The sequence below is a fragment of the Streptomyces sp. NPDC052114 genome (assembly GCF_040680155.1).
Classification (GTDB): Bacteria; Actinomycetota; Actinomycetes; order Streptomycetales; family Streptomycetaceae; genus Streptomyces.
In genome coordinates this window covers 214967-240152 of record NZ_JBFAWC010000015.1, presented here as the reverse complement: position 1 = coordinate 240152, position 25186 = coordinate 214967, and the positions used below count along the sequence as shown (strand labels likewise).

The window sequence follows — 25186 nt, the reverse complement described above, 5'->3', positions numbered from 1 at the left end:
GAACGCATGCTCCTGGGGCGTTCCGCGGAATGCGCTCGTCTTCTCGCCCTCATCGACAAGGCACGCGGGGGCGAGAGCGGCGCCCTGCTCATCCGCGGTGAGGCGGGCATCGGCAAGACCAGCCTCGTCGGGTACGTCGCCGACCAGGCCGACGACCTGCTGCGGCTCGACACGCGCGGCGTCGAGGTCGAGTCGGACCTGCCCTATGTGGGGCTCGCCGATCTGCTGCGGCCCGTGCTGCACTTCCTCGACCGCATCCCCGAGCGCCAAGCGGCCGCGCTCACCGGCGCGTTGGCGCTCGGTCCCGCCGTCGCCCAGGACCGCTTCGCGGTCGCCGCGGGCACCCTGAGTCTGCTCGGGGCGCTCGCCGAGGAGGGCCCCGTCCTCGTCACCGTCGACGACGCGCAGTGGCTCGACCCTTACTCCCTGGACGCGCTCGCCTTCGCCACCCGGCGGCTCGGCCGCGAGGGCGTCGTCGTCCTGTTCACCACGCGCGACGAGCTGGAGGAGGCCGTCGCCCGGCTCGCGTCCATCGAGACCCTCAACCTCATCGGCCTCGACCACGACTCCGCGCTCCGCCTGATCACCGAGGAGGGCACCGCCGAACTCAGCGACCGGGAGCGGTCCCGGCTGCTCGCCGAGGCGCGCGGCAATCCGCTCGCGCTCATCGAACTGCCCGCCCTGCTCGCCGGCAGCGCGGTGGGCGACGAGGAGGCGGACGCCGGAGCGCCCCTGCCCATCGGCGAGATGCTCGCCCACACCTTCGGCAGCGCGGTGGCCCGGCTGCCCGCGGAGGCGCAGGACGCGATGCTGCTGCTCGCCGTCCTCGGGACCCGGCCGCTGGCCGGCACCGAGGCGGCGCTGCGGGCGCACGGTCTGAGCTACGAGTCGCTGGAGGCCGCCGAGGCCGCGGGGCTGGTCGTCGAGGAGCGGGACGGGTACGCCTTCCGGCACCCGCTGGTCCGCTCGGCGGTCTACCACGGCGCGACGCCCGTGCGCAGGCGCCGGGCCCACCACGCGATCGCCCGCTCCCTCCAGGGCGCCACAGCCCCCGCCCTGGAGCAGTACGCCTGGCACCTGGCCGCCTCGGGCGCGGAGCCGGACGAGCACGTCGCCTCGCTCCTGGAGAACGCGGCATCCGGCGCCCCGGAGACCCTCGCCTATCCGCTGGCCTCGCGGCTGTACGAGCGGGCGGCGCGGTTCACCCCGCCGGGGCAGCGCAAGGCGGAGCGGCTGCTGTGCGCGGCCCGCGCCTCCCAGGCGGCGGGCTCGCTGAACGAGGCCGCCGCGATCCTGGACCGCGCGCTGGAGCACGCCGAGCAGCTCGGCACCCAGCTCGACATCCGCCAGCTGCGCTGCTACCTCGACGTGCAGCGCGGCCAGCCGATGCGCTCGCGCGAACTGCTGAAGTCGGCCGTCGACGAGGCGGAGAAGGTCGACCCGGCGCTCGCCGCGGTCATGCTCGGCGGCATCGCGCTCACCGAGCTGGCGGTCGGCGACCTGACCGCGGCCCGCGGCAGCTCGGCGGCGGCGATGGAGCTGGCCGACTCCGCGCACGAGACGCTGCTGCCGGTGCGCCTGCTGCGCACGCTGGTGCTGCTGCTCGGCGGGGACGCCGAGGCGGGCCGTGCCCTGCTGCGGGAGCTCGCCGAGCCCCTCGCCTCGCCGGACCCCGCCTTCCCCTATCCGCTCTCCGGGGTGGGCGGCCTGTGCCACCTGGCGGCCGAGGAACTGGACGAGGCGCACAGCCTGTTGGACCGCGCCGCCTACACGGCGCGCGGGTCCAGCGCGGTGGGGCTCCTGTCGCATCTGCTGTGCACGCTGTCGGTGGTGGAGTTCTGGCGGGGCCGCTGGACGCCGTCGCTCGCCCACGCCGACGAGGCGGTGCGGCTCGCCGAGGCGACCGGACGGCTGATCGAGGTGCCGCGCGCGCTCGCCTCGCTCGCCAGGACCGAGGCGGCCCTCAACCGCGAGGAGGACTGCCGGCGGCACGCGGCGCAGGCGATGGAGTGGGCCGCCTCGACGGAGCTGCCGATGGACGCGGCGCGGGCGGGCGGCGCGCTCGGTCTCCTGGAGCTGGGCCTCGGCCGCTTCGAGGAGGCCGTGCACCACCTGGAGGAGGTGCGGTCCTTCTCCCGGAGCCACGGCCGGGGCGACGGGCTGTATCTGACGTGGGCGGCCGACCTGGCGGACGCGTACGTCCATCTGCACATGACCGCCGAGGCGCGGGAGGTCCTCGACGTCCTGGAGTTCGAGGCGAGCCGGGGCCACCGTCCGGTCACCGCGGGGGCGGCGGCACGCTGCCGGGGACTGCTCGAACCGGGCGACCCGGAGAACGCCTCCCGGCACATGCGGCGTTCCCTGGCACTCCTCTCGGAGCGTCCGGTGCCCTTCGAGCGGGGGCGGACGGAGTTCGCGTGGGGCGAGCAGCTGCGCCGGCAGGGCAGGCGCAGCGAGGCCCGCCGCCTGCTGGAGCGGGCCCTCGCCACGTTCGAGCGGCTCGGGGCGACCGGCTGGGCGGCGCGGGTGGCCGCCGAGCTGCGCGCCGCGGGCGGCACCGAGGTGCGCCCGGAGCGGGCGCCGCTGGAGCGGCTCACCCCGCAGGAACTCCAGGTCGCCCTGGTGGTCGGCCGGGGGCTGACCAATCACGAGGTGGCGGAGCGGCTCTTCCTCAGCGTGAAGACCGTCGAGTTCCATCTGAGCAACATCTACCGCAAGCTCGACGGGGTGCACCGCAGGGCGCAGCTGGTCCGGCTCCTCGCGCAGGCCTCGGAGGCCTCTCAGGTCTGAGCACCCGTGAGGGCCCACTCCAGTACGGCCGTCGCGCTGCTGAGCTTCATCGCGCCCTGCGTCCACGCCACCGACCGCGGCCCTTCGAGGACGGCGCCGGACACCTCGTCGCCCCGGTGCGCGGGCAGGTCGTGCAGGAACAGCGCGCCGGGCCTGCGGGCCATGAAGTCCTCGTCGACGTGGAAGGGCCGGAACCGCTCGCGCCACGCCGGGTCGCTCTTGCTGGTGCCGGTGGTCTGCCAGCGGGTGGTGTAGACGACGTCGACGCCGGTCGGCAGGTCCCGTGCCGTGTCCCGCTCGGCGATCGTCGCGCCCGCCCCGGCCGCACGCCCGCGCGCCGTCGCGAGCAGGTCCTCGGGCAGTCCGTGGCCGGGCGGGCAGGCGAAGGTGACCTCGCAGCCGGGCACGCCGGACAGGGCGAGCGCGAGGGCCGTCGCGGTGTTGTTGCCCTCCCCCACGTACAGGAGGCGCAGTCCGCGCAGGTCGCCCAGGCACAGCGTCAGCGTGGCCAGGTCGCACAGGCCCTGGGAGGGGTGCTCCTCGGTGGCCATGGCGTTGACCACGGGGAGGTGCCCGTACCGGGACAGGCGCCGCAGTTCGTCCAGGGGGCCCGCGGTGCGGGCGACGAGGCCGTCGAGCATGCTGCCGAAGATGCGTCCGGTGTCCTCGACGGTCTCGCCGGTCGACAGCTGGAGGTCGCCGGGGCCGTAGGTGACGGGGGTGGCGCCGAGGCGGACGGCCGCCACCGTGAAGGCGGTGCGGGTGCGGGTGGACGGCTTGGTGAACAGGACGCCGACCGTGGCGCCGGCCAGCGGCCTGTCGTGTGCGGTGGGGTCGCGGTGCAGGGCCACGGACCGCTCCGCGAGCCGGGTGACGGTCGCCGCGGGCAGGTCGGCCAGGGAGAACAGTCCGGCCTCGGTGGCCTGGGGCGGGGCGCCCCGGGGGACGGTGGTGGTGGCGGTGGTCATGGTGTTTCCTCCAGGGATGACACAAGGGGATCCGGCCGGTCCGGCACGTCGTCGAGCAGACCCGCCGCGGCGAACGCGTCGGTGGCGCCCGGCAGTTCGAGGACTCCGGTGTCCCGGAACAGACGGACGCCGTGGCGCGCGGTGGCCCGCAGCGTCCGGGCGCTGCGCCCGTCGCGGTAGCTGTCGGCGATGACCTCGCGCACGTCGTCGGCGTCGAGGCCCGCCACGGTCAGCGCGGCGCCCACCGGCCGCAGGTCGGGCGTGAGGCTGGAGACGATCAGTTCGGGCAGGCAGTGGGCGGCGCGGCGCTTGAGCGGTGTCGACAGGTCGCGCCAGAGCCGTTCGAAGAAGCGGGAGAAGTAGACGTGGTGGTGTCCCTCGTCGCGGGCGTGGTCGCGGACGATCTCGCGCACCACGGGCAGCACGGCGCGGTCCTTGGGCACTTCGTTCAGGACGGAGGTGACCAGCGTCTCGAAGACGACGACCTGAAGGAGCTGGGCCAGCACCGGCTCTCCGGAGAGGAGTTCGGCGCCGATGCCGTCGAGCCGGTTCAGGAAGGGGTCGAAGGCGTAGGGCAGCGGCGGGATGCCGGTGGCCTCGGCGATCTGCTCGACGACGTCGAGGCTGAACAGCGCGTGGTAGCCCTCGTCGCAGTAGATGCGGTACGCGTCCAGGCGCACGGGGGCGGGCAGGGCCAGGCCGGAGCGGCCGTCCGCGATGCGCTCGGTGGCGCGGTTGACGACGCGCGTCTCGAAGTGGGCGGTGAACGTCAGGTAGTGGTAGAGGTGCCGGGCGAGGAGCTCGTGGCGGCGGCGGTCGGGCAGGGCGCGGACCAGCGGGTGGTTCCAGTACGGGACCAGGTGGTGCGGGAAGAAGCGGGTCGAGGGGTCCAGGGGTCCCTGGACGGTCCGGTGCGGACCGCTGCGCACCCCCGACCGCTCGTACCAGTCCGGCGTGTCGTTGTTCAGCATCTCTTCTCTGCTCTCGGGCAGTTGACGGTGTACGGGCGGCGGCTAGGCGGTCGGCGCGGTGCGCAGCGCCTCCGGCTGGCGCACCCCGGAGCGGGCCGCCGCCGCGGCGAGCAGCCCGACGGCCGCGAAGAGGGGCCAGACGGCGGCGCCGAGCCCCTGGAACAGGAGCGCGCCGAGGGCGGGCCCCGCGGCGTAGCCGACGCTCTGGCTCGCGGAGAGCGCGGCGATATAGCGGCCGCGTGCCCCTTCGGGTGCGGTGAGCGCCGGGTAGGCGAGGGTCGAGGGCGCGGCGACCATCTCGCCGAGCGTCCACACCACGGTGGCGACGACGAGCAGGGCGGCTCCCGCGTGCACCCCGTACAGGCCGATGCCGACGCCGATGAGCGCGATGCCGCCCGCGATGGAGACGCGCATGGGCCAGTGCTGCACATGGCGGGTGAGCGGCAGTTCGCCCACGATGACCAGGAGGCCGTTGAGCGCGACGAGCGCGGTGTACACGGCCGTGGGCACGCCGCGGTCGCGCAGGTCGAGCGGGAGCGCGGAGAGGTACTGCGACTCGACGAGGGCGATCAGGAACAGGGCGAGGACGACGAGCGTGAACCGCCGGTCGCGCAGGACGTCGGCGTAGCGGGCGCGGGTGCGCTCGGCGGGCGCGGTCGCGTCGGGCCTGCCGTCGGGCAGGGCGGCGAGCGCCACCAGTCCGAACACCACGGAGACGGCCGCGTTGACCTCGAACATCAGCGTGTAGGAACCGGTCAGGAGGGCCGCGCCGGCCAGCGGCCCGAGGGCGGCGCCGACGTTGAGCGCGAGCCGGAAGGCGGCCGATGCCACCACCAGCCTCTGGGGCGGCAGGAGTTCGGCGAGCAGCGCGGAGGCCGCCGGGCGGTAGACCTGGGAGGCCGTGCCGATGGCGGTGACGGTGATCAGGAGCGTGGCGTAGCCGGGCGCGGCGGGCAGGACGGCGGTGAGCAGCCCGGTGACGATCACAGAGCCGGCGATCGCGAGGCGGTTGCCGATCCGCTCGGCGAGGGTCCCACCGAGCAGGGTGCCGAGCACGGAGCCCGCGCCGTAGCCGGTGAGGACGAGCCCCGCCTGCGCCGCCGTGTGGCCGAGGGAGGTGACGTACAGGACCACGAAGACCTGGACGTAGGAGCCCATGCGGTTGAGGGCGACTCCGGCGAGGAGCAGCCGGGCGGGTCCGGGCAGCGCGCGCAGGGCGGCGCGGATGCCCGGGTCGGGCCGCTCGCCCGGGGCGGCTCCGGCACTCCCGGCGGCCGGGTCCGTGGCGGTCATGTCACCGCCCGCTCTTCGGGCGTGAGGTCCAGCGCCCCTCGCTCCAGGTGCACTTGGGCCGTGGCCGCGTCGAGTCGGGCGGCGCACGCGGCGGGGGTGCCGGCCTCGCACAGGACGTACGCGTACCGCTGGAGGTAGTCCAGGGGCGGCAGGCGGAGTTCGTCGTCGGGCGCGGCCAGGGCGACGGCGCGCAGCAGCCCCCGGTCGGGGTCGGGGCCGGGCACGGCGACGTGTTCGACGCGGCAGTGCTCGGGCGGGTACAGGAAGCGGATGCCCAGGGTGCGGGCGCGGTCGCGGGTGAGGTCGGGCGCGGTGCGCACGGCCACGTCCACGGCGACCAGGCCGGGGTCGATGCCGGTGGCGAGCGAGCCGAGGTAGGGGATGAGGTCCCCGCCGAGCCGGCCGTTCACCTCGATCACCACGAATCCCCTTGAGGTCAGGCGCAGTTCGGTGTGGGTGATGCCGTCGGTGAAGCCGAGCGCGCGGTGGGTCCGGTCGAGCACCCAGCGCAGGGCCGGGTCGTCCAGGAGCCGGTCGTCCGCGCTCACCATGTGGCCGGTCTCCTCGAAGTACGGGGAGAGGCCGACTTCCTTGCGGGCCAGGAACATGGGCAGGCACCGGCCGTCGTGGACGGCGGAGTCGACGCTGATCTCGGGCCCCTCCAGGTACTCCTCGACGAGGATGCCCGCCCGGTAGGTGGGGACGCCCGGATAGTCGGCGGCCCGCGCGTCGGCGAACAGGCGGGCCAGGTCGGCGGCCGAGCGGACCAGGGCGACGCCGCGGCTCGCACCGAGGCCCCGGGGCTTGACCACCACCGGATAGCCGATCCACTCGGCCGCGGCGCCCGCCTCCGCGAGGTCGGCGACCAGGGCGTAGCGGGGCTGCGGGAGCCCGGCGTCGCGCAGCAGCGCGCGGGTGCGGTTCTTGTCGCGGCAGTTGCGCACGGCGGTCACGGAGGGGCCCGGCAGGCCGAGGGCCTCGGCGACCTGGGCGGCGGGCAGGATCAGCGCCTCGTCGTAGCACAGGACGCCGCGCACCTTGCGGTGTGCGGCGACCGAACGGGCCGCCTCGATCAGGGAGTTGGTGTCGCTCGGGTCGACGGCGGTCGATCCGGCGAGGTGCGGGGCCTGCCAGGTGGGGGCCGCCGCGTCGAGCAGCCAGAGGTCGGCGCGGAGCGCGGCGGAGCGCAGCAGGTACGCGCGGTACTCCTCGGTGCCGCTGCCGACCACCAGGACCGTTCCGTCGACGGGCTTCATCGGCCCTCCTTCGTGGGGTTCTCGCGCCGGGGCAGGGCCACGCACTCCGGCGCGGACACGAAGCCCTGCTTTCGGTAGAAGTCGCCGGAGTGGTTTCCGGGGTGGACGACGAACTTGACGCCGGGGTGCGGATCGGTGGCCCGGCGCAGGAGTTCACTGCCGATGCCGCGGCGCTGGTGCCCGGGGTGGACGGCCAGGTCGGCGACGAAGGCGTTGAACGACAGGTCGGTCAACACCCTGATGAGGCCGACGAGTTCGCCGTCGACGCGGGCGGTCAGGATGTGCTGGGAGGTCTCCAGCATGCGGCGCATGCGGTCGGGTTCGTCGAGCGGGCCGTTGAGTTCGGCGGCCCGGAAGAGGCCGGCCACCTCGGCGGCGTCGGGGAGTTCCTCGGCGTAGCGGACGGGCGGCGGCGTGCGGAGCGGGAGCGGCGGGCGCCCGTCGCCCGGGCGGCCCTTGGGGCCCTGCGGCCGCCCGGTGTCCTCGGACGTCCGCCCGTCCCGGGCGGCGACGAGGGCGCCCTCCAGGCCGTCGAGGATGCGGTAGGTGTCGGCCTTGAGGGTGGCGGGGTCGTCGGCGGTGACGTACGCGATGCCGCCGATGCTGAGTGCGGCGGCCGCGGCGTCGTAGCGGGGCATCACGGTCCCGTCGGGCACGGTGCTGCCCTCGGCGACCTCCACCGTGGTGCCGGGCGAGACCAGGGAACTCCAGTCGAACGTACGCCAGTTGAAGCGCGGCAGCGTCCGCCACGGCGTGCCGCGGGAGTCGGTGGCGATCAGCGCGAGCGACGCGGCGGCCCGGCCGCCGCCGGTGACCGCCATCCGCTCGGGGTACTTCTGCGGCTCGCCGAGCGCCTCGCGTGCCTGGAGGGTGATCAGGTCGACGCCGAAGACCTCCTCGACCTCGCGGGTGACCATGGCTCCGCCGACGCGGGCGGCCGTCTCCAGGAGGGTGACGCGTTCGTCGGCCATCAGCTTCAGCTCGGTGTGCGTGGCGCAGGTGTCCAGGCCGAGGGCGTCGACGGCGCGGCGCGCGTGCTCCTCGACGACGCGCTGGAGCCGTTCGGGCAGCACGCACGGGGCCTGGTTGCTCAGTTCGGTGAAGGGCGCGACGGTGGGCAGCCGGCCGGTGACGCAGACGGGGTGGTACGTGCCGCCCGCGACCATTCCCTCGACGCTCACGTAGTCGCCGTAGCCGCGCGTGCCGTCGTCCTGCGGCGCGTACCAGGACTCGGTGGTGGAGGCGATGAGTTCCTCGGCGACGAACGACGGCACGTGCGCGCCGTGCGCGTAGTCGCCGAACCCGTCGCGGTACGCGGCCTTGTCGACCTCCAGGGCGCGGTGCCAGACCTCGACGATGTCGGTGTCCTGCCCGATGACGACATGGCCGATCGACCCCGCGCCGTCGGCGCGCTTGAGCAGGAAGGGCGTGGCGAGCCGGTCCCTGGCCCGCTGGAGGTCGCCGAGGCTGCCGACCTGGCGGAAGCACGGCACGGGCAGGCCGGCGCGCTGCCAGCGCAGCCGCATGAGCCATTTGTCGCGCGCGCGGGCCGCGTTGGCGCCGGGGCCGGGCAGGCCGAGCCGCAGGCAGGCATCGGCGACGGGCCGTACGGCGTACTCCGAGAACGTCAGGAGGCCGTGGGCGCCGACCCGTTCGGCGTGCGCGACGAGCGCCTCGACCGGGTCCGGCGCGTCGGCGCGGTCGGTGACGTCGGCGCAGTGCTGGTCCAGCCGGGCCCGTGCGAAGGCGTCGACGGGCGAGAGGATCACCGCGTGCACGGACGCGACGGCGGCGAGCTTCGGCAGGGCGTAGTCCAGGGACGGGCCGCTGCGGCCCGCGACGAACAGCAGTCGTTTCACAGTGTTCTCCGTGGTGTACGGAAGGCGAGTGCGTGGTGTGCGGGGCGGCGTCAGCGCGGCAGCGCGGTGCCGAGGCCCCGGTGGCGGGCGATCCGGAACACCCGGTGGGCCAGCGCGATGTCCTCGACGGCGAGACCGAAGGGGTTGACGACGATCAGCTCGTCGTCGGACTCCCGGCCGGGGCGTGTGCCCGTGAGCAGTTCCCCGATCGTGGCGGCGTCCTCCTCCCGCACGCGTCCGTCGCGCAGGAGCCGGCCGAGCAGCCGGTGCGGGTCGTCCCGGATGAGGTTCCAGTCGTCGACGTACAGCTTGTCGGCGCCGAGCAGCACGTCCTCGGTGAGGTCGTCGAGCGAGACGTTCACGGCGAGCGCGCCGGGGGCGAGCCAGTCGCGGGCGATGTAACCGCGCCGGGTGCTGGTGCAGGCGACGACCACGTCGGCGCCGTCGGCGGCCGCGCGCGCGTCGTCGGCGGCCTTGACCTTCACGCCGTACGCGGCGAGGCGCGCGCCGGTGTCGCGCTCGAACTCGGCGACACGGCCCGGCGCGGAGTCGTACACCGTGATCTCCTCGATGCCCGGCAGCCTGCGGGCGAGCATCAGGGCGTGCTCGCGGGCGATGACGCCCGCGCCGTAGAGGGCCGCGGTGCGCGCGCCGGGCCGCACGAGGCGGCGGACGGCGAGCACGGAGACGGCGGCGGTGCGCAGGGCGCTGATGTGCGCGCCCTCCATGACGCACAGCGGCCGTGCGGTGCGCGGGTCGAAGAGCACGGTCAGGCCGCTGGCGCGCGGCAGGCCGTGGGCGACGTTGCCCGGGTTGGCGTTGATGATCTTCGTGCCGGCGGCGGTGAGGCCGCCGTTCACCAGGCCGGGCATGTTGATGCTGCGGGCCTCGCCGCCGCCGGCGGGCTCCCAGCCGAGGTAGGCCTCGGGCGGCAGGATCGTCCTGCCCTCGGTGTGCGCGACGAGCGTCTCGTGCATGCAGGCGAGCGGGTCGATCTCGGCGCAGGCCTGCCGGACCTCCTCGCCGGACAGATAGGTGAGCGTGTCGGGATGGCGCGTGATGGTGCCGTGAGCGGGCATGGTGGTGTGGTCCCCCGTTGTGGTGCCTGTCGCGGTCGTACGCGGTGGTGCCGAGTGGTCCGTGCGTACGGGTTCTTCGGTGGTGCGGTGCGGTCCGTACGGATGGCGAGGCGGCGCCGCGCGGTCCGTGCGGATCTTTCTGTGGTGCCGCGCGGTCCGTGCGGATCGTTCGGCCGCGCCGCGCGGTCCGTACCGCTACTTCGGTGGTGCCGTGCGGTTCGTATTGGTCTGTGGCCGTCTTTTGTCGTCCGGTCTGCCGTTCGCCCTGCTCCGTCGGGGCCGTCAGGCCAGGAGCGCGGTGTCGAAGGCGGGCCGTGCGGACGCGGTGTCCGCGAGTCCCTGGTCGCGCACCCAGGCACGGCTGTAGACGGTGTCCTCGTAACGGTCGGCGCCGTCCGCGCACAGGCAGACGACCCGTCCGGTGTCCGGGTGTTCGGCGAGATGGCGGGCCGCCGCGGCGAGCACCGCGCCGGAGGAGCCGCCGACGCCGACGCCGGTGGCCGCGCGCAGCCGGTGGCAGGCCGCCACGGCCTCGGCGTCCGGCACGTGCCGTACCTCGTCGCAGTCGGCGGGGCGGGCGAACGCGGACGGGCGGCCCGCGCCGATGCCGGTCAGCGCGCGCCGTCCGGGCGGGCCGCCGAGCGCCACGGAGCCGCGGACGTCCACGGCGACGACGCGGCACTCGGGCGCGACCATGCGCAGGTACTGGGCGACGCCCGCGAGCGTGCCACCGGTGGAGACGGCCACGAAGACCACGTCCGGCCTCCCCTGGCCGTGCCGCAGGATCTCCGGTCCGGTCATCTCGCGGTGGACGCGCGGATTGGCCGGGTTGCGGTACTGGTCGGGCCAGACCAGGGAGGCGTCGGACGCGAGCAGGTCGCGGACCCGGTCCAGCCTGGTCTGGAGGTAGCCGCCATGGTCGTCGGGCCGGTCGACGCGTTCCACGACGGCCGACAGGGCGGTCATCCCGTCGACGTTGCGGCTGCTGGTCTTGGGGTCGACGACGGCGACGAACGGGTAGCCCCGGCTGCGGCACACATAGGCGAGGGCCGCGCCGAGGTTCCCCGACGTGGACTCCACCACCGTGCGCCCCGGGCCGAGCAGCCCGCGGTCCTCCAGGTCCTCGACCAAGGCGTAGGCGGTCCGGTCCTTGACCGAACCGCCTGGGTTGAACTGCTCCAGTTTCAGGCCCACTTCGCGCCAGCGTCCGGCGACCCGCAGCCGTATCGGCAGCAAGGGCGTGCGGCCGATCCCGGAGACGTCCCGCTCCCGAGCGGGGGTGCCTTCCCCGGGCACCCCCGTCCCCCGCCCTCGTGACGGTCGCTCCCCCGGTCCCGGGCGGCCCGTCCGTGCGTACACCCCCGTAGTACGTCCGGTCACCGGCTTTCTTCTCCCCCGTGTCGGTGTTTCAGGTCCGCCGCGGCTCCGCGACCGTGGGTCCACCTTGGCCCCTTACAGGGGCGGGGGCGACCGTGAAAACCCTGGGGTCTGGCGGTGGGGGACCGGGTGGGCGGCCGGGGCGCGCGGGACGGTCGGGGCGGGCGGGACGGGACACGTCGAACAGGGGCTCGGTGAGCCGTTGGTTCCGTCGTTCAACCACTGCTCGGGGCGGCCGACCCCAGGGTTTCCCTGGGGCAGGCAGCGGTGCCGGTCCGGGTGACCGCGGACGGTTCAGCTCGCGCCCCACCCGCCGTCGACGGGGAGCGAGGCACCGGTGACATACCCGGCGTGCGCCCCGCAGAGCCAGACGGCGAGGGCGGCGACCTCGGCCGGTTCGATCAGCCGCTTGACGGCGGAGCGGCCGAGCAGGACGTCCGTGACGACGTCCTCGGGGGCGATGCCGTGCACGGCGGCCTGATCGGCGATCTGCCCCTCGACCAGCGGCGTCCGTACGTATCCGGGGTTGACGCAGTTGCTGGTGACCCCGTGCGCCGCGCCTTCGAGGGCGGCGACCTTGCTGAGCCCCTCCAGGCCGTGCTTGGCGGCGACGTACGCGGACTTGTAGGGGCTGGCCCGCAGGCCGTGCACGCTGGAGATGTGCACGGCGCGCCCCCAGCCCCGCCGGTACATGTGGGGCAGGGTGTGCCGCAGGAGAAGGAAGGGCGCGGTGACCATCAGGCGCTGGATCCGCTCGAACCGGTCGGGCGGGAACTCCTCGATGGGCGCGACGTGTTGGGTGCCCGCGCTGTTGACCAGGATGTCGACGGCGGCGGGCAGCGCGGGGATCGCATCGGCGTCGGTGAGATCGACGGCGTGCGGCACGCCGCCGACCGTACCGGCCACGGCCTTCGCCGACTCCGCGTCGACGTCGACGACATGGACCAGGGCACCGGCGGCGGCGAACGCCTCGGCGCAGGCCCGTCCGATGCCGCTGCCGCCGCCGGTCACCAGGGCGGTGCGGCCGGTGAGGTCGTGTTCGCTCGTCATGCCCGGAACGCTAGGGAGGCGGAGCCGGGTCCTCCCATGGTCACGGCCACCACAGAACGGGGCACGGGGGTGTGGGCGAACACCGTACGCGAGGTGGGTCGACGCGGGACGGCTCCCCTACGGGAGGCGAACTCCCTTACCTCTAAACCGAGTTCGCGAGCGCCGAGGGCCCATCCGGAACCCGACACCAGGTGACAACCTCCGGTTGACACCGCCGCGAGCGTCAACCTACGGTTGTCACATGACGCACCCCCAAGGCACCGCAGCGACCAACCCGGTCCGCCTCGACGACCTCATCGACGCCATCAAGAAGGTCCACACGGACGCGCTCGACCAGCTCCAGGACGCGGTGATCGCGGCCGACCACCTCGGTGACATCGCCGATCACCTCATCGGCCACTTCGTGGACCAGGCCCGCCGCTCCGGCGCCTCCTGGACCGACATCGGCAAGAGCATGGGCGTCACCCGGCAGGCCGCCCAGAAGCGCTTCGTCCCCAAGAAGCAGGGCGAGTCGCCGGACCTCGACCCCAGCCAGGGATTCAGCCGCTTCACCGACCGGGCCAAGAGCGCCCTGATGGCCGCGCAGGACGAGGCCAAGGCCGCCGAGCACGCCGAGATCCGCACGGAGCACCTGATCCTGGGCCTGCTGAACGGGCCGGAAGCGCTGGCCGCCAAGGCGATCGTCGCGCAGGGCGTGAGCCTGGAGGACGTGCGCGCCGCCGCCGTGGAGCACCTGCCCGCGACGGCCCCCGAGGTACCGGCGCTCGTTCCCTACGACGCCGACGCGCGCAAGGTCCTGGAACTGACGTTCCGCGAGGCACTGCGCCTCGGGCACAACTACATCGGGACGGAGCACCTGTTGCTGGCGCTCCTGGAGCACGAGGACGGCTCGGGCCCCCTCGCCGAGGCCGGGGTCGACAAGGCCGCCACGGCGGCCGCGATCGCCGAGGCGCTCAGCTCGTCGTGACCCGCGCCCACGGCGCTCCTTCGCCGTGACCCCCGCCCCCGGTGGCCCCGGCGGCGGGGGTGTCGCTGCGCGTCGTGCAGTACCACTTCGACAGCAAACACCGGCTTCTCGTCTGCGCACTCCGTCTGCTCCACGAGGACAACGACCGCAGCGCACGCTCCCGCATCCCCGCCGGCCTCACCGACCCCCGCGCTCCGCTTCGGGCCGTTCTCGACGAGTTTCTGCCTCTTGACGGCCAACGGGACACCGCACTGCGGGTGTTCGCCGCCCCTTGCGCGCGCAGTCCCACCGCCCCCGGGCCCGGCATGGACGTGGCGCACGACCGGTGCACCCCGGACGACGTGCGGGGCGCTCTCGAATATCACGTGGCTCGTGTCTTCCGACAGACCGGCGGCTCGGATTCCGCCATCAACTCCGGGGTTGTCTAGACCCATTGACAGCCTTTGGGGGCCTCCCTAGTGTCCCAAGGACCGCGATGAACAACGTCACCGCAGGATGCACGACGTCACTGCACACCGATCATGCGTGGGGGGTTCGTGAACAGCACACCCGGTTCCGGCGACATTCAAATGGCAGCCCCCCAAAATCGTGAGGGACTACCGATCGTCAGCCTCGATCAGGCGCACTCACCACAGAAGGTCCTCGCCCACGGGGAATTGCTGCGGCGCTTCGTGGCGGGCCAGGAGATCAAGCCCGTCCATATGCGGATCGGCATCATGGGCGCCTGCAATATGCGTTGCAACTTCTGCAACTTCCACTCACCGAACGAGGAGCAGTTCTACGACCTGTTCTCGTTCAAGGACTCGATCGCCACCGACAAGGCCGTCACCCTGCTGCGCGAGTTCGCGGCGAACGACGGGCGTGCCGTGACCTTCTGCGGCAGCGGCGAGTGCACCATCCACCCCGGGTACACGGAGATCTGCCGCGCCGGGCACGAGGCCGGGCTGCGCATCGGTCTGATCACCAACGGCTCGCGCCTGGGCCGCCCCAAGGTCGCCGACTGCGTCGCCGACACGCACACCTGGGTCCGCATCGGCCTGAACGCGGGCACGGAGGCGACCTTCGACGACATCACGCGCGACCGCGAGCAGACGTTCTCGAAGTTCATCGGATCGGTCGGGCGGCTCAGGGAGCGCGCCGTCGACCCGGACTTCCGCATCGGCTTCAACTATGTGATCACGCTGCAGAACTACCGGGAGATCATGGAGGCGGCCCACATCGCCCATGAATCCGGGGCGCATTACGTGCGCTTCGAGCCGGAGTTCTACAGCGCCCTCGGCCACGAGACCATCGAATCCGTGATGTCCGAGATCTCGGAGTCCCTGACCCGCGCCGCCGCCCTCTCCACGGACGCCTTCGAGGTGTCGGTGCCGAAACTGGACCGCGGCCCGATGGACCAGGTCGAAGAGGTCGAGGGCGACTTCGAGCGCTGCCATTACAGCCGTTTCGTCACGGCCGTCGGCGCCGACGGAAATCTCTATCCCTGCCCGCAGGTGCACCTCAACAGCCGCTATCTCATCGGCAATGTCCTCGAACAGGGATATGAGCAGGTCCTGGACGGCGGCCCGCGCGCCGAATGGGAAGAGTCCAATCCGCGCAGGACCGACCTGTGCAAATCCTGCTTCTACCGCCCGCAGAACGAACTCCTGGAACTCCTCAAGCGCGGGCAGATCAAATTGGACGAGGCGCTGGACGCGTACGCGCTGGAAGTCCCCAGCACCCTGCACGGCGATTTCGTCTGAGCCCGCATGCAACTACGTCACCTCCGCCGGCTCCTCGCGGCCGAGCCCGCACTGCGCCACACCAAGACCGCCGCGGAACACCCCGCGCGCGCCCGCCAGGTGCGCGCCGTCGTCGAGCGGCTGGCGCGCGTCGAGCGCGTCCCGCTCACCACGGCGGAGTCCACGGTCTCGGTGCGCGACGGGCTGCGCCATGAGCGGCTGGTGTTCGCGTCGGCCGTACGCGGCTCCTTCTCCGGCACCCTCCTGGCGCCGGAGGACGCCGCGCCCGGCCCCGCCGTCCTCGTCCTCGGCGGCAAGAACGCGCGCCTGGACCAGCTGACGGGCGACGTGCCGCCGGACCACCCCGACCGCAACGTCGCCGAGCAACTGGCGCGGGCGGGCTTCGTCACCCTCTCCCTCGACCACGGCATCGGCGGCGCCATGGACGAGGGGCGCAGGGCCGGGCGGGACGAAGGGACCCTGCTGGCCCACGCGTTCGCGCTCACGGGCCGTTCCCTGCTCGGCGCGCTCACCGGTGACGCCCTGGGCGCGCTCGACGTGCTCACCGCGCATCCGCTGGTCGACCAGGACCGCATCGGCCTGTTCGGCCACAGCCTGGGCGCGGCGGTCGCCCTGCACACCGCCCTGCTCGCCGACCGCCGCGGCCTCCCGCTCTGCGCGGCAAGCCACCTAGGCACCTATCCGGCGCTGTTCGAACGGCTGTTGACCGGTCACGAGGGCGCGGTGCTCCCCGGCATCCTGGAGTACGCCGACCTGCCCGACCTCTACGGCACGCTCGCCCCGGCCCCGCTCCAGTTGCAGTACGGCACGGCCGACGCGTATCTGGAACCGGCCGACGCGCGGGCGGCGGCGGACACGGTCCGTGAGGCGTACGCGGCCGCCGAGGCCGGCGCCGTCGCGGAGATCCACGAACTGCCCATGGGGCACGGCACGCACGTCGGACACGCGGCGGACTTCTTCACGCGCGCGCTCGCCGTCCCCGCGTACGACGGCGACGGATCACGCGCCCGGGCCGCCCAAGTACCCGCTCAACGCATCCACTTCGAGGTGTCCGACCGGCGTGCCGTGCTCGACCGCGTCGACGCCGCGCTCGCCTCCGGAATCCTCACGCAGGGACCGCAGGTGGCCCGCTTCGAGGAGCTGGCCCGCCCCTGGACCGGCACGCCGACCGCCGCGGTCGCCTCGGGCGCGGCGGCCCTGGAGATCGCGCTGCGCATCATCGGCGTGGCGGGCCGCACGGTTCTCGTACCGGTCAACACGTTCTTCGCGACGGCGGCGGCAGCGGTACGCGCCGGGGCCGCCGTGCGCTTCGTCGACATCGAGCTCGACGGGCTCGGTCTGGACCCGGACGCCCTGTGCGCCGCCCTGGACCGGCACCCCGACACGGCCGCCGTCCTGCCCGTGCACATCGGCGGCATCGTCTCGCCCGCGCTCGACACGGCGCTCGCGCACTGCCGCGAGCGGGGCGTGCCCGTGGTGGAGGACGCCGCGCACGCCTTCGGCGCGACGCTCGACGGACGGCCCGCAGGCAGCTTCGGACGGTTCGGCGCCTTCTCCTTCTTCCCCACGAAGGTCGCGCTCAGCGGCGAGGGCGGTCTGGTGTCCTCGCCGCTGCCGGACGACCTGGAGCAGGTGCGGCGCTGGCGCGACCACGGCAAGAGCGCGCAGGGCTCCACGCTGCACGACCGTCCCGGCGGCAACTGGCGCCTGAGCGAACTGCACGCCGCCGTCGGCACGGTCGACCTGGAGCGGTTCGACCGCACGCTGGCGGTGCGGCGCGAACTCGCCGCGCGCTACGACGCGTTGCTCGTCGACGTGCCGGGCGTCCGGCCGCACGCCGTGCCCTCGTCGGCGGGCAGCAACTTCTACAAGTACCTCGTCTATCTCGACCCCGACGGGCCGCTGGACCGCGCGCTCCTGAAGAAGCGGCTGCGGGAGCGGCACGGGGTGGCCCTGGCCGGTGAGGTCTACGACCACCTGCTGTGCGACCACCCCTTCTTCGCGCCGCTGCGTCAACAGGCCGCGGAGGAGGGCCCGTTCGCACGGGCCCGCTGGTTCGCCCGCCACCACGTGGCCCTGCCGCTGTACCCGTCGCTCACGGAGGACGAACAGCTCCGCGTGGTCACCGCCCTCCGCGGCGAGCTCTCGTGACGACGGTGCTGAGTGCGTTTCGCCGGGGGGAGTGGCGGACGTCGTTGGACCGGGCCGCGTTGCCCGGCACGAGCGTGGAACTCGCCCTCGTTCCGGAGATCGTCGCCGACGCGGACCGCCGCTGGTGGGACACCGTTGTCGACGACCTTCCCCCGCTGTCCGGCCGCCGAGAACTTCTCCTCGACGCAATGGAGTTGTTCGCCCAGGGCACCGTGACGGTCGGGGGCCTCGGCGAGCAGAGCGCCGACGACTTCCGCACCGCCCTGTGGGAGAGTGCGGGTCTGCCGGGGCCGCTCGTCGACCGGTGGTGCGCGATGCTGCGCGACGGCCTGCTGAAGGAGGGCGGCGCTCCGGAGCCCGACACGCTGCTGGCCCTGGTCGCCCTGCCGGGCAACACCTTCACCTGCCTCGCGACCGCCTGCGACCAGGCCGAGCGCTCGGCGGGCGTCTGGCTGCGCCCGAGCCGGCGCGAGCCGTTCTCCGCCGCCCGGTTCGTCGCCGCCCTGCTCGCGGCGGGCTGGCCCGCGTCCCGCGTCGGCCTGTACCCCGCCGAACAGCGTGTCCTGCACGGCCTGTTGAGGCGTACGGACCGGCACGTCGTGTACGGCGGTGCCGGGCTCGCGTCGTCGGTGCGCCGCTCCCCCGCACTCACCCTGCACGGACCGGGCCGGGGGTGTGCCCTGGTGCCCCCGGAGATGACCGTCGACGAAACGGTGACGTGGCTGCTTCCGTTGATCGCGGGGGACGCGGGGCGGTTCTGCAGCAACGTACGCACCGTGGTCTGCGAGGCCCCCGACCAAGCGCAGCTCCTGGCCCGCGCGCTGGCCGACGCCCTCGACGCGCTTCCGCCGGACGGCGCGTGGCCCCTGACGGCCCTGCGGGAGCGGGGAGCCGCACACAGCGCGAACCGCTCGATCCTCGACCGCCTCCACCCCGAAGACCGCATCCTCACCCGCCGCCCACCCGTCGCCCTCGGCGACGCGGGCGACGTGTACGCCATGCCCCGACTCGCCCTGCTGGACGGCCACGTCACCCGCACCGCCGGCCTCCATCCCCTCATCGGCCACGAGGTCCCCTTCCCCTTCGCCGCCGTTCTCAGCGCCACGCCCGACGCCACGCGGGCCATCACCGCAGAGTCCCTGTTCGTGTACCGCCCCGCGAAGTGAGGTCCCGCATGACGACCGTCTTCGGCACGCTGCCCGACACGCTGCGCGAGCGCGTTCCCGAGCTCGGCATCGACCTCGACACGTGGACGCGCCGGATGATGCGCTGGCACTTCGAGCCGGAGACCGGCAGCCCCTTCTGGGTCGGGCGGCGCGACAAGCTCGGCTTCGACCCGGTGAAGGACATCGACGGCGTCGCCGCGCTGGAGCGCTTCGGCCTCTTCGACAAGGCGGAGCTGCGCGCCGCGAGCGCCCGCGACCTGCGCCCGCGCGGCTACGGCGACCGGCCCTTCCGGGTCTTCGAGACCGGCGGCACCACCGGCACGCCCTGCCGGATCGTCAACGTCACGCGCCTCGCGTACGACGTGGAGATCTACCGCACGGTCCTGGAGGCGCGCGGCGTGGCCGGCGGCGACATCCTCGCGATGACGCCGAGCGGGCCGCACGCGTACGGGCACTTCGTGGAGGGCCTCGCCGACAGCTGGCGCGGCGCCGTGTTCGCCATCGACTTCGACCCCCGCTGGGTGAAGGCGTCGCTGCGCGCGGGCGGCGAGGCGGACGCGTACACCGCCCATCTGATCGACCAGACCCTCGCCCTGCTCGCCGCCGAGCGGCCCTCTCTTCTCTTCACCACCTCCCGGCTGCTCCTGGAGCTGGCGATGCGGCTGCCCCGCCCGCTGCACACCTACGGGATCCGCGCGGTGTGCACCGGCGGCACCTCGTGCACCGCCGCCGAGGCGGAGTTCCTGCGCGCGGAGCACCTGACGGGGGTGCAGTGGATCGACACGTACGGCAACACCCTGGTCGGGCACGCCCTTCAGGCCGACGCCGTGGCGGGCGCGCCCGAGGTGCCCGACGGCACCGGGCACTCCTACCACCTGCCGCCGCCCTTCGCGGTCCTCACCGTCGTCGATCCCGCCGATCCCTGGCGCGAGGTCGAGGTGGGGCAGCGGGGCCGCGTGCGGACCACGACCCTCCTCGAAGACCTCTTCCTGCCCAACCTCCTGGAGCGGGACAGCGCCGTCAGGACCGGTCCGCACCCCTGGTTCCCCTGGGACGGGGTGGCCGCGGTGCGGCCCTTCCGGGAGTCCGCGGACGCCGGGGAGGCGGTGGAGGGCGTCTACTGACCGACGGACCTAAGGACACGCATCGTGAACCTGTCGTCGAACGGCTTGCCCATCCCTTTTACGCCGGAGCTCTTCGCCCCGCTGCGGTCCAGCGCGGACCTGCTGGCGCCGCGAGACCCGGCCTCGCTGCGCGAACGCCTGCACGCGGACGGCTTCCTGTACCTGCCGGGGCTGCTCGACCGCGCGGAGGTGCTGCGCCTGCGCGGCCGGTACTTCTCGCTCTTCCCGCCCGAACTGCTCGCGCCGGGCAGTGACCCCGAGGACGGGGTGTTCTCCGGCCGGGTGCCCGAGGGCGTCCCCGAGTACGGGGTGGCGGGGCACCCGGCGTACGCGTTCGTGCGCTCGGCGCCCTTCGACCGCTTCGTGGGCAATCCGCTGCTCGCCAAGCTGGCCGCCCAGCTCCTGGACGCCGACGTGGAGATGCTGCCGCGCCGCATCCTGCGCCACTTCCACCGGGGCACGCGCCGCGCCTCCCGCGCGCACGTCGACTTCGACTACATGGACCAGGGCTCGCCGCACGTCGTCACGATGTGGATACCCGTCGGCGACTGCCCGCCGCGCACGGGCGGGCTGGTGTACCTGGAGGGCTCGCACCGGCTGTCCCCCGAGGAGTACGCCCCGCTGCGCGACATCACCGACCGGCCGGGCGACCGCCGGCAGATCTGCCACGACCTGGAGCTGACGGCCCGCACGCTCCGCCGCCGCTGGCGGTACGCGGACTTCGCGGCGGGCGACGTGATGGTGCATCTGCCGCGCATCATCCACGCGTCCCTGGACACGACGACGGACGCGATGCGGCTGTCCGTCGACGCCCGATTCGTACGCGCCGACGACACCCCCGACCCGCGCTGGATGCGGCCCTGGGCGGCGGACGACGGGGCGTGAACCACCGCTGTTTCAGGCCACCTTCAGCCCCAGAGCCGAACTCGGCCGCCGCCCGCCGCCGACGAGACGTCCGCCGCCGCGATCACCTCGTCGACGAGGCCCGCCTCGTCGAGCGGGCACACCGGCGCGCCGCCGCCCGCCACGGCGGCGGCGAAGTCGGCGAGCAGCGGCTGGTGCGGATTGGCCGCCGGAGGGAGGTCAAGGGGCGCCGCCGTGAGCCCCGTGACGCGTCCGGAGTCCAGCGGGTCGAGGGTCACGGCGCGTCCGCCTCCGGTGAGCCGGAGCCGGTCCACGGGCGGGCCCTCGCCCCACTCCACCAGGCAGTGCGCCGTCGGCCCCGAGCGCCAGCGCAGGGTCAGTTCGGCCCGCCGCTCGGCCCCGCGCGGGAAGCGGTCGCCGAGCCGGGCCGTCAGCTCGTACGGCCGTCCGAACAGGTGGAGCAGCAGGTCGATCCGGTGGCTCCCGGCGTCCGCGAGGACCCCGCCGCCCGAGACGGCGGGGTCGGTGCGCCAGCGCATCGGATCGTCCGGCGCGGGCGCGAAGGGGCACCGGAAGCGCACCTCGACGCGCTCGGGCGGTCGGCCGTCGAGTTCCTGGCGCAGGCGTCGTACGGCGGGCGCGAGCCTGCGGTAGTAGGCGACGCCCGCGCACCGCCCGGCGACGTCGAGGGAGCCGCCGTCCGCGAGGCCCCCGGCGAGCGGCTTCTCGACCAGGACGGGCAGTCCGGCGGCCAGCACGGTGCGGGCGAGCGGCACATGGCCCACGACGGGCGTGGCGACGTACACGGCGTCGACGCCGCTCAGCAGCTCGGCCGGGTCGGCGCACGTCCTGGCGACGCCGTGCCGCGCGGCCGTGCGCGCCGCGCGGTCCGGGTCGCGGCCCCACAGGACGGCCGGTTCCTCGCCGAGCGCGTGCAGGGCGGGGAGCACGCGCCGCGTCACGATGTCGCCGTACCCGGCGATGCCCCATTTCACCGTGGTCCCCTCTCGTCCGGCTGCCGCTCGTCCGACCGGCCGCTCAGGGCACGATCGCCACCTTCAGCGTCTCGGACGGCGGGCCGTCGTAGGGGGCGTGCTCGGCGTCCGGGTACAGCGAACGGCTGGCGGAGAGCTGCTCCATGGCCTTGGGGAGTTCGTCGAGGGGATAGGTGTGCGTGTGCAGGTCGGGCAGGCGCAGAAGGCCGGTGCGGCGGTGGGCGAGCCGTTCGGCGACGGCGAGGGCCTCGGCCCGCGCGGTGTCCAGGGGCTCCGCGGAGCTGTGCACCCGCAGCCCCTTGCGCTCCCAGGTGACGAGGTCGACGGTGACGTGGGTGTCGACGTGGTGCGTACCGAGGAGGACGACGAGGCCGTTCTGGCGCACGAGTCCCACACAGGCGTTGAGCGTGGTGGGGGTACCGACCGCGTCGACGGCCACGTCGAAGTCCGCTCCGACGGCCGCGAGTTGCTCGCTGCTGCCGTCCACACGGCGCACGTCGTCGGCGCCCGCCGCGCTCGACCGCCGCAGGCGCCAGTCGTCGAGGTCGACGGCGACGGCCTCGGCCGCGCCCCGCGCCAGCGCGACCCGCAGGGCCATCTGCCCGACGGGCCCCTGTCCGACGATGACGACGCGGTCGCCGAGCCGGATGCCGCGCGTGGCGTGCACGGCCAGCGGCAGGAGCTGCAGGATCGCGCCCTGTTCGAAGGGCACGGCGTCGGGCAGCGCACCCACGGACACCTCGCGGGCCAGGGCGTATTCGGCGTATCCGGTGGTGAGCGGGGTGCGCACGAAGACCCGCTGCCCCGGCACGACGCGGCGCACGCCGGCGCCCGTCGCCTCGACCACACCGGCGATCTCATGGCCGAAACAGCCCTGGGAGCAGTGTTCGCGCAGGCCGTAGTAGTGGAAGTACGCCAGGTCGCTGCGGTTGCAGACCGTGCACGCCCGCACGCGCACGAGCACCTCCTGCGGTCCCGGGTCGGGCACCGCGACGTCGTCGACCAGCCTGATGTCGCGCCTGCCGACGAGCTCGTACCTGCGCATGAGCCACTCCCCTCAGCCGATGCCGTGCCGGAAGTCCCAAGGATTCCCCAACTCCTGGCCCGTGATGTTGAATTCGCCGGTCTCGACCGGTTCCGTCTTCTTGACAGCCCCGATTGGTCCGAGCCAATATCCACTATCCGATTGGCCTGGACCAATCAGCAGAGGCCTCGCCTCTCACCCACGTCCCACGAGCCACATACCCGCACACTTCGGAGGTCGCGCCATGGCATCGAGCAGTGACCCGACTCTGGAGCGCCTCGCCCATTCCGTGCTGCAGCCTGGCTTCGAGGGACTCACGGCCCCCGACTGGCTGCGTCGCGCGATCGCCGAGGGCCTCGGCTCCGTCGTGCTGTTCTCCCGGAACATCGACACCCCCGAGCAGGTCGCGCGGCTCACCGCGTCGCTCCGCGCGGAGAACCCCGACCTGATCGTCGCCATCGACGAGGAGGCGGGCGACGTGACCCGCCTGGAGGCCTGGACCGGCTCGTCCCGCCCCGGCAACCTCGCCCTCGGCGCGGTCGACGACATCGACCTGACCGAGCGCGTGGCCCACGACATCGGCCGCGACCTGCACGCCGCGGGCGTCTCGCTCAACTTCGCGCCCAGCGCCGACGTGAACTCCAACCCGCTCAACCCGGTGATCGGCGTGCGCTCCTTCGGCTCGCGCACCGACATCGTCTCCCGGCACACGGCCGCCTGGATCCGCGGCCTCCAGGAGGCGGGCGTGGCCGCCTGCGCCAAGCACTTCCCCGGCCACGGCGACACGATCGTCGACTCGCACCACGGCCTGCCGCAGATCCAGGGCTCCGCCGAGGAGATCGCGCTGACCGCGCTGCCGCCGTTCATCGCGGCGATGGAGGCGGGCGTCCGCGCGGTGATGACCGCGCACCTGCTCGCCCCCGCCTACGACCCCGACCTGCCGGCGACGCTCAGCCCCCGCATCCTGGTGGAACTCCTGCGCGGGGAGCTGGACTTCGACGGGCTGCTGGTCACCGACGGCATCGAGATGGGCGCGGTCACCGACCGCTACGGCATCGACGGCGCCACGGTCAGGGCGGTGGCCGGCGGCGTGGACGCAGTGTGCGTGGGCGGCGAGAGCGCGGACGAGGGCACCTTCGACCTGCTCTCCACCGCCCTGGTGAAGGCCGTGCTGGACGGGCGGCTCCCCGAGGCCCGGCTGGCCGAGGCGAGCGCCCGCGTGGGCGCGTTCGCGGCCTGGTCCGGCGAGCGCTCCCGCGCCGTGGCACGCGCGGCGGAGCCCTCCGACATCGGCCTGGTCGCGGCCCGCCGCGCGGTGCGGGTACGACACCGCGCGGGCACGGCGAACGGCGCGCTCCCGCTCACCGGCGCGCCGCACGTCGTGGAGCTGGCCCCCACGATGAACCTCGCCGTCGACGGCCGCACCCCGTGGGGCGTCGCCGAGCCGCTGCGCGATCTGCGCCCCGGCACCACGTCCGTGCGCCTGACGGAGGCCGAACTCGCCCACGGCGACGACCTCCTGGACCGCGAGGCCCTGGCCCCGGCGACGGGCCGCGCCCTGGTGGTCGTGGTCCGCGACGCGGCCCGCCACCGCTGGATGACCGACACCCTCAACCGCCTCCTGCGCAGCCGCCCCGACGCCCTGGTCGTCGAGATGGGCATCCCCGCCCCCACCACCCTGGGCGCCGCCCACCTGATCACGCACGGCGCGACGCGGGTCTCGGGGATCGCGGTGGCGGAGGTGCTTGCGGGCGCCGCGGGCTGATCCTGCCCCTCCCCCGCCGCGGGCTGACCCCGGCCCCTCCCCCGGCGGGCCGCCCCGCGGCCCGCCACCACGCTCACCCCGTCGGCAGCAACTGCCGCAGCAGCTCCTCGAACTCGTCCGCCGTGGGCGGTACATCGGCCAGCAGGCCCTGGAGGAGCAGGCCGTCGTAGGCGTGCGCGAAGAGCTTCACGCGCACCGGGTCGTCGGTGAAGTGCCGGGCGAAGGCCGCGAGCGCCTCCTTCCAGCGGCGGGTCGCCGCGCGCTGCTCCGGGCGGCGCACCGCGAGCAGGCACATCTCGAACTCGGCGAGCAGATGCCCGGGGGCGGTCAGCAGATCCGCCATCAGCAGGGCGAGCGCCCTGATGCGGTCCGTGCTCTCCAGCTCCCGCACCGGGGCCTCGACGAGGCGCTCGATGCGCGCCGAGTCCTCCTCCATGCAGCTGGTCAGCGCCGCGGTCAGCAGGTCGCCGATGCTGTCGAAGTAGTACGTCGTGGCGGTGGTGGGCAGCCCCGCCTCCTGGGCGACGGTGCGGTGCGTGACGCCCGACGCCCCCTCGCGTGCGATCACGCGCACGGCGGCCTCGATCAGTGCGCGGCGGCGGCGTTCGCCCTTGGCGCGGCGCCCGTCGGCGATCGGCGCGGTGTCCGACATGGTCCGTGTGACTCCCCTGGCCGGTGCGTTCTTCCTCGGCGACGGTACCCCGGCGGCCCCACGTGATAGAAAGTGGAACGCACGTCCCACTTG

General features: G+C 73.9%; 19 protein-coding genes. 8 read left to right on the top strand and 11 right to left on the bottom strand.

Going from position 1 to position 25186, the window contains the following annotated elements:
* Window positions 1-6 precede the first annotated feature (6 nt).
* Window positions 7-2790 (top strand): AAA family ATPase, encoded by a 2784-nt coding sequence (locus tag AB0L89_RS30415; protein ID WP_365147837.1) that lies wholly within the window; start codon window positions 7-9, stop codon window positions 2788-2790.
* Here AB0L89_RS30415 and AB0L89_RS30410 read toward each other — a convergent pair.
* The 8 genes from AB0L89_RS30410 to AB0L89_RS30375 all read right to left on the bottom strand — a co-directional run bounded on the left by AB0L89_RS30410 (window position 2781) and on the right by AB0L89_RS30375 (window position 12643).
* Window positions 2781-3758, bottom strand: a complete 978-nt coding sequence (locus AB0L89_RS30410; RefSeq protein WP_365147834.1) for an ornithine carbamoyltransferase — start codon at window positions 3756-3758, stop codon at window positions 2781-2783. The two genes, AB0L89_RS30415 and AB0L89_RS30410, sit on opposite strands and share 10 nt — an antisense overlap.
* The gene (locus tag AB0L89_RS30405) at window positions 3755-4729 is read right to left on the bottom strand and encodes a diiron oxygenase (protein ID WP_365147831.1); all 975 of its coding nucleotides are present in this window, start codon (window positions 4727-4729) and stop codon (window positions 3755-3757) included. The genes AB0L89_RS30410 and AB0L89_RS30405 overlap by 4 nt, the downstream gene beginning before the upstream one ends.
* Window positions 4730-4771: 42 nt before the next feature.
* Window positions 4772-6022 carry an MFS transporter gene (locus tag AB0L89_RS30400; protein ID WP_365147828.1) on the bottom strand — a complete coding sequence of 417 codons (1251 nt, stop codon included), beginning with the start codon at window positions 6020-6022 and terminating at the stop codon, window positions 4772-4774.
* Window positions 6019-7278 (bottom strand): ATP-grasp domain-containing protein, encoded by a 1260-nt coding sequence (locus AB0L89_RS30395; protein WP_365147825.1) that lies wholly within the window; start codon window positions 7276-7278, stop codon window positions 6019-6021. Before AB0L89_RS30395 ends, AB0L89_RS30400 begins: the two co-directional genes overlap by 4 nt.
* Window positions 7275-9137, bottom strand: a complete 1863-nt coding sequence (locus AB0L89_RS30390; protein WP_365147822.1) for a GNAT family N-acetyltransferase — start codon at window positions 9135-9137, stop codon at window positions 7275-7277. Before AB0L89_RS30390 ends, AB0L89_RS30395 begins: the two co-directional genes overlap by 4 nt.
* Before the next feature lie 50 nt (window positions 9138-9187).
* Complete coding sequence (locus tag AB0L89_RS30385) at window positions 9188-10216, bottom strand: ornithine cyclodeaminase family protein (protein WP_365147819.1); 1029 nt, start codon at window positions 10214-10216, stop codon at window positions 9188-9190.
* A gap of 282 nt (window positions 10217-10498) precedes the next feature.
* On the bottom strand, window positions 10499-11512 hold the full coding sequence (locus AB0L89_RS30380; RefSeq protein WP_365147816.1) for a pyridoxal-phosphate dependent enzyme: 1014 nt from the start codon (window positions 11510-11512) through the stop codon (window positions 10499-10501).
* Between the two features lie 375 nt (window positions 11513-11887).
* Window positions 11888-12643, bottom strand: coding sequence for a 3-hydroxybutyrate dehydrogenase (locus AB0L89_RS30375; protein ID WP_365147813.1), 756 nt, complete (start codon window positions 12641-12643; stop codon window positions 11888-11890).
* A gap of 241 nt (window positions 12644-12884) precedes the next feature.
* Between AB0L89_RS30375 and AB0L89_RS30370 the strand changes: the two genes are divergently transcribed.
* The 6 genes from AB0L89_RS30370 (at window position 12885) to AB0L89_RS30345 (ending at window position 20678) form a co-directional block, all read left to right on the top strand.
* On the top strand, window positions 12885-13610 hold the full coding sequence (locus tag AB0L89_RS30370) for a Clp protease N-terminal domain-containing protein (RefSeq protein WP_365147811.1): 726 nt from the start codon (window positions 12885-12887) through the stop codon (window positions 13608-13610).
* Between the two features lie 569 nt (window positions 13611-14179).
* Window positions 14180-15352 carry a radical SAM protein gene (locus AB0L89_RS30365; protein WP_365147808.1) on the top strand — a complete coding sequence of 391 codons (1173 nt, stop codon included), beginning with the start codon at window positions 14180-14182 and terminating at the stop codon, window positions 15350-15352.
* Between the two features lie 6 nt (window positions 15353-15358).
* Entirely contained in the window at window positions 15359-17503 is a 2145-nt protein-coding gene (locus AB0L89_RS30360; RefSeq protein WP_365147805.1) for a DegT/DnrJ/EryC1/StrS family aminotransferase, read from the top strand.
* A gap of 59 nt (window positions 17504-17562) precedes the next feature.
* Window positions 17563-18669, top strand: a complete 1107-nt coding sequence (locus AB0L89_RS30355; protein ID WP_365147802.1) for a hypothetical protein — start codon at window positions 17563-17565, stop codon at window positions 18667-18669.
* 8 nt (window positions 18670-18677) lie between these two features.
* Window positions 18678-19793 carry a hypothetical protein gene (locus AB0L89_RS30350; RefSeq protein ID WP_365147799.1) on the top strand — a complete coding sequence of 372 codons (1116 nt, stop codon included), beginning with the start codon at window positions 18678-18680 and terminating at the stop codon, window positions 19791-19793.
* Between the two features lie 45 nt (window positions 19794-19838).
* Window positions 19839-20678, top strand: a complete 840-nt coding sequence (locus tag AB0L89_RS30345; protein ID WP_365147796.1) for a phytanoyl-CoA dioxygenase family protein — start codon at window positions 19839-19841, stop codon at window positions 20676-20678.
* A gap of 23 nt (window positions 20679-20701) precedes the next feature.
* Here the strand turns inward: AB0L89_RS30345 and AB0L89_RS30340 are convergent, their stop codons facing one another.
* Window positions 20702-21652: a Gfo/Idh/MocA family oxidoreductase gene (locus AB0L89_RS30340; RefSeq protein ID WP_365147794.1), complete on the bottom strand. Its 951-nt coding sequence runs from the start codon at window positions 21650-21652 to the stop codon at window positions 20702-20704.
* Between the two features lie 43 nt (window positions 21653-21695).
* Window positions 21696-22697: a zinc-binding dehydrogenase gene (locus AB0L89_RS30335; RefSeq protein WP_365147791.1), complete on the bottom strand. Its 1002-nt coding sequence runs from the start codon at window positions 22695-22697 to the stop codon at window positions 21696-21698.
* Between the two features lie 223 nt (window positions 22698-22920).
* Between AB0L89_RS30335 and AB0L89_RS30330 the strand changes: the two genes are divergently transcribed.
* Window positions 22921-24441 carry a glycoside hydrolase family 3 N-terminal domain-containing protein gene (locus AB0L89_RS30330; protein ID WP_365147789.1) on the top strand — a complete coding sequence of 507 codons (1521 nt, stop codon included), beginning with the start codon at window positions 22921-22923 and terminating at the stop codon, window positions 24439-24441.
* 73 nt (window positions 24442-24514) lie between these two features.
* On the opposite strand, the gene AB0L89_RS30325 is transcribed toward AB0L89_RS30330, so the two are convergent.
* The gene (locus tag AB0L89_RS30325; protein ID WP_365147786.1) at window positions 24515-25093 is read right to left on the bottom strand and encodes a TetR family transcriptional regulator; all 579 of its coding nucleotides are present in this window, start codon (window positions 25091-25093) and stop codon (window positions 24515-24517) included.
* Window positions 25094-25186: the final 93 nt, after the last annotated feature.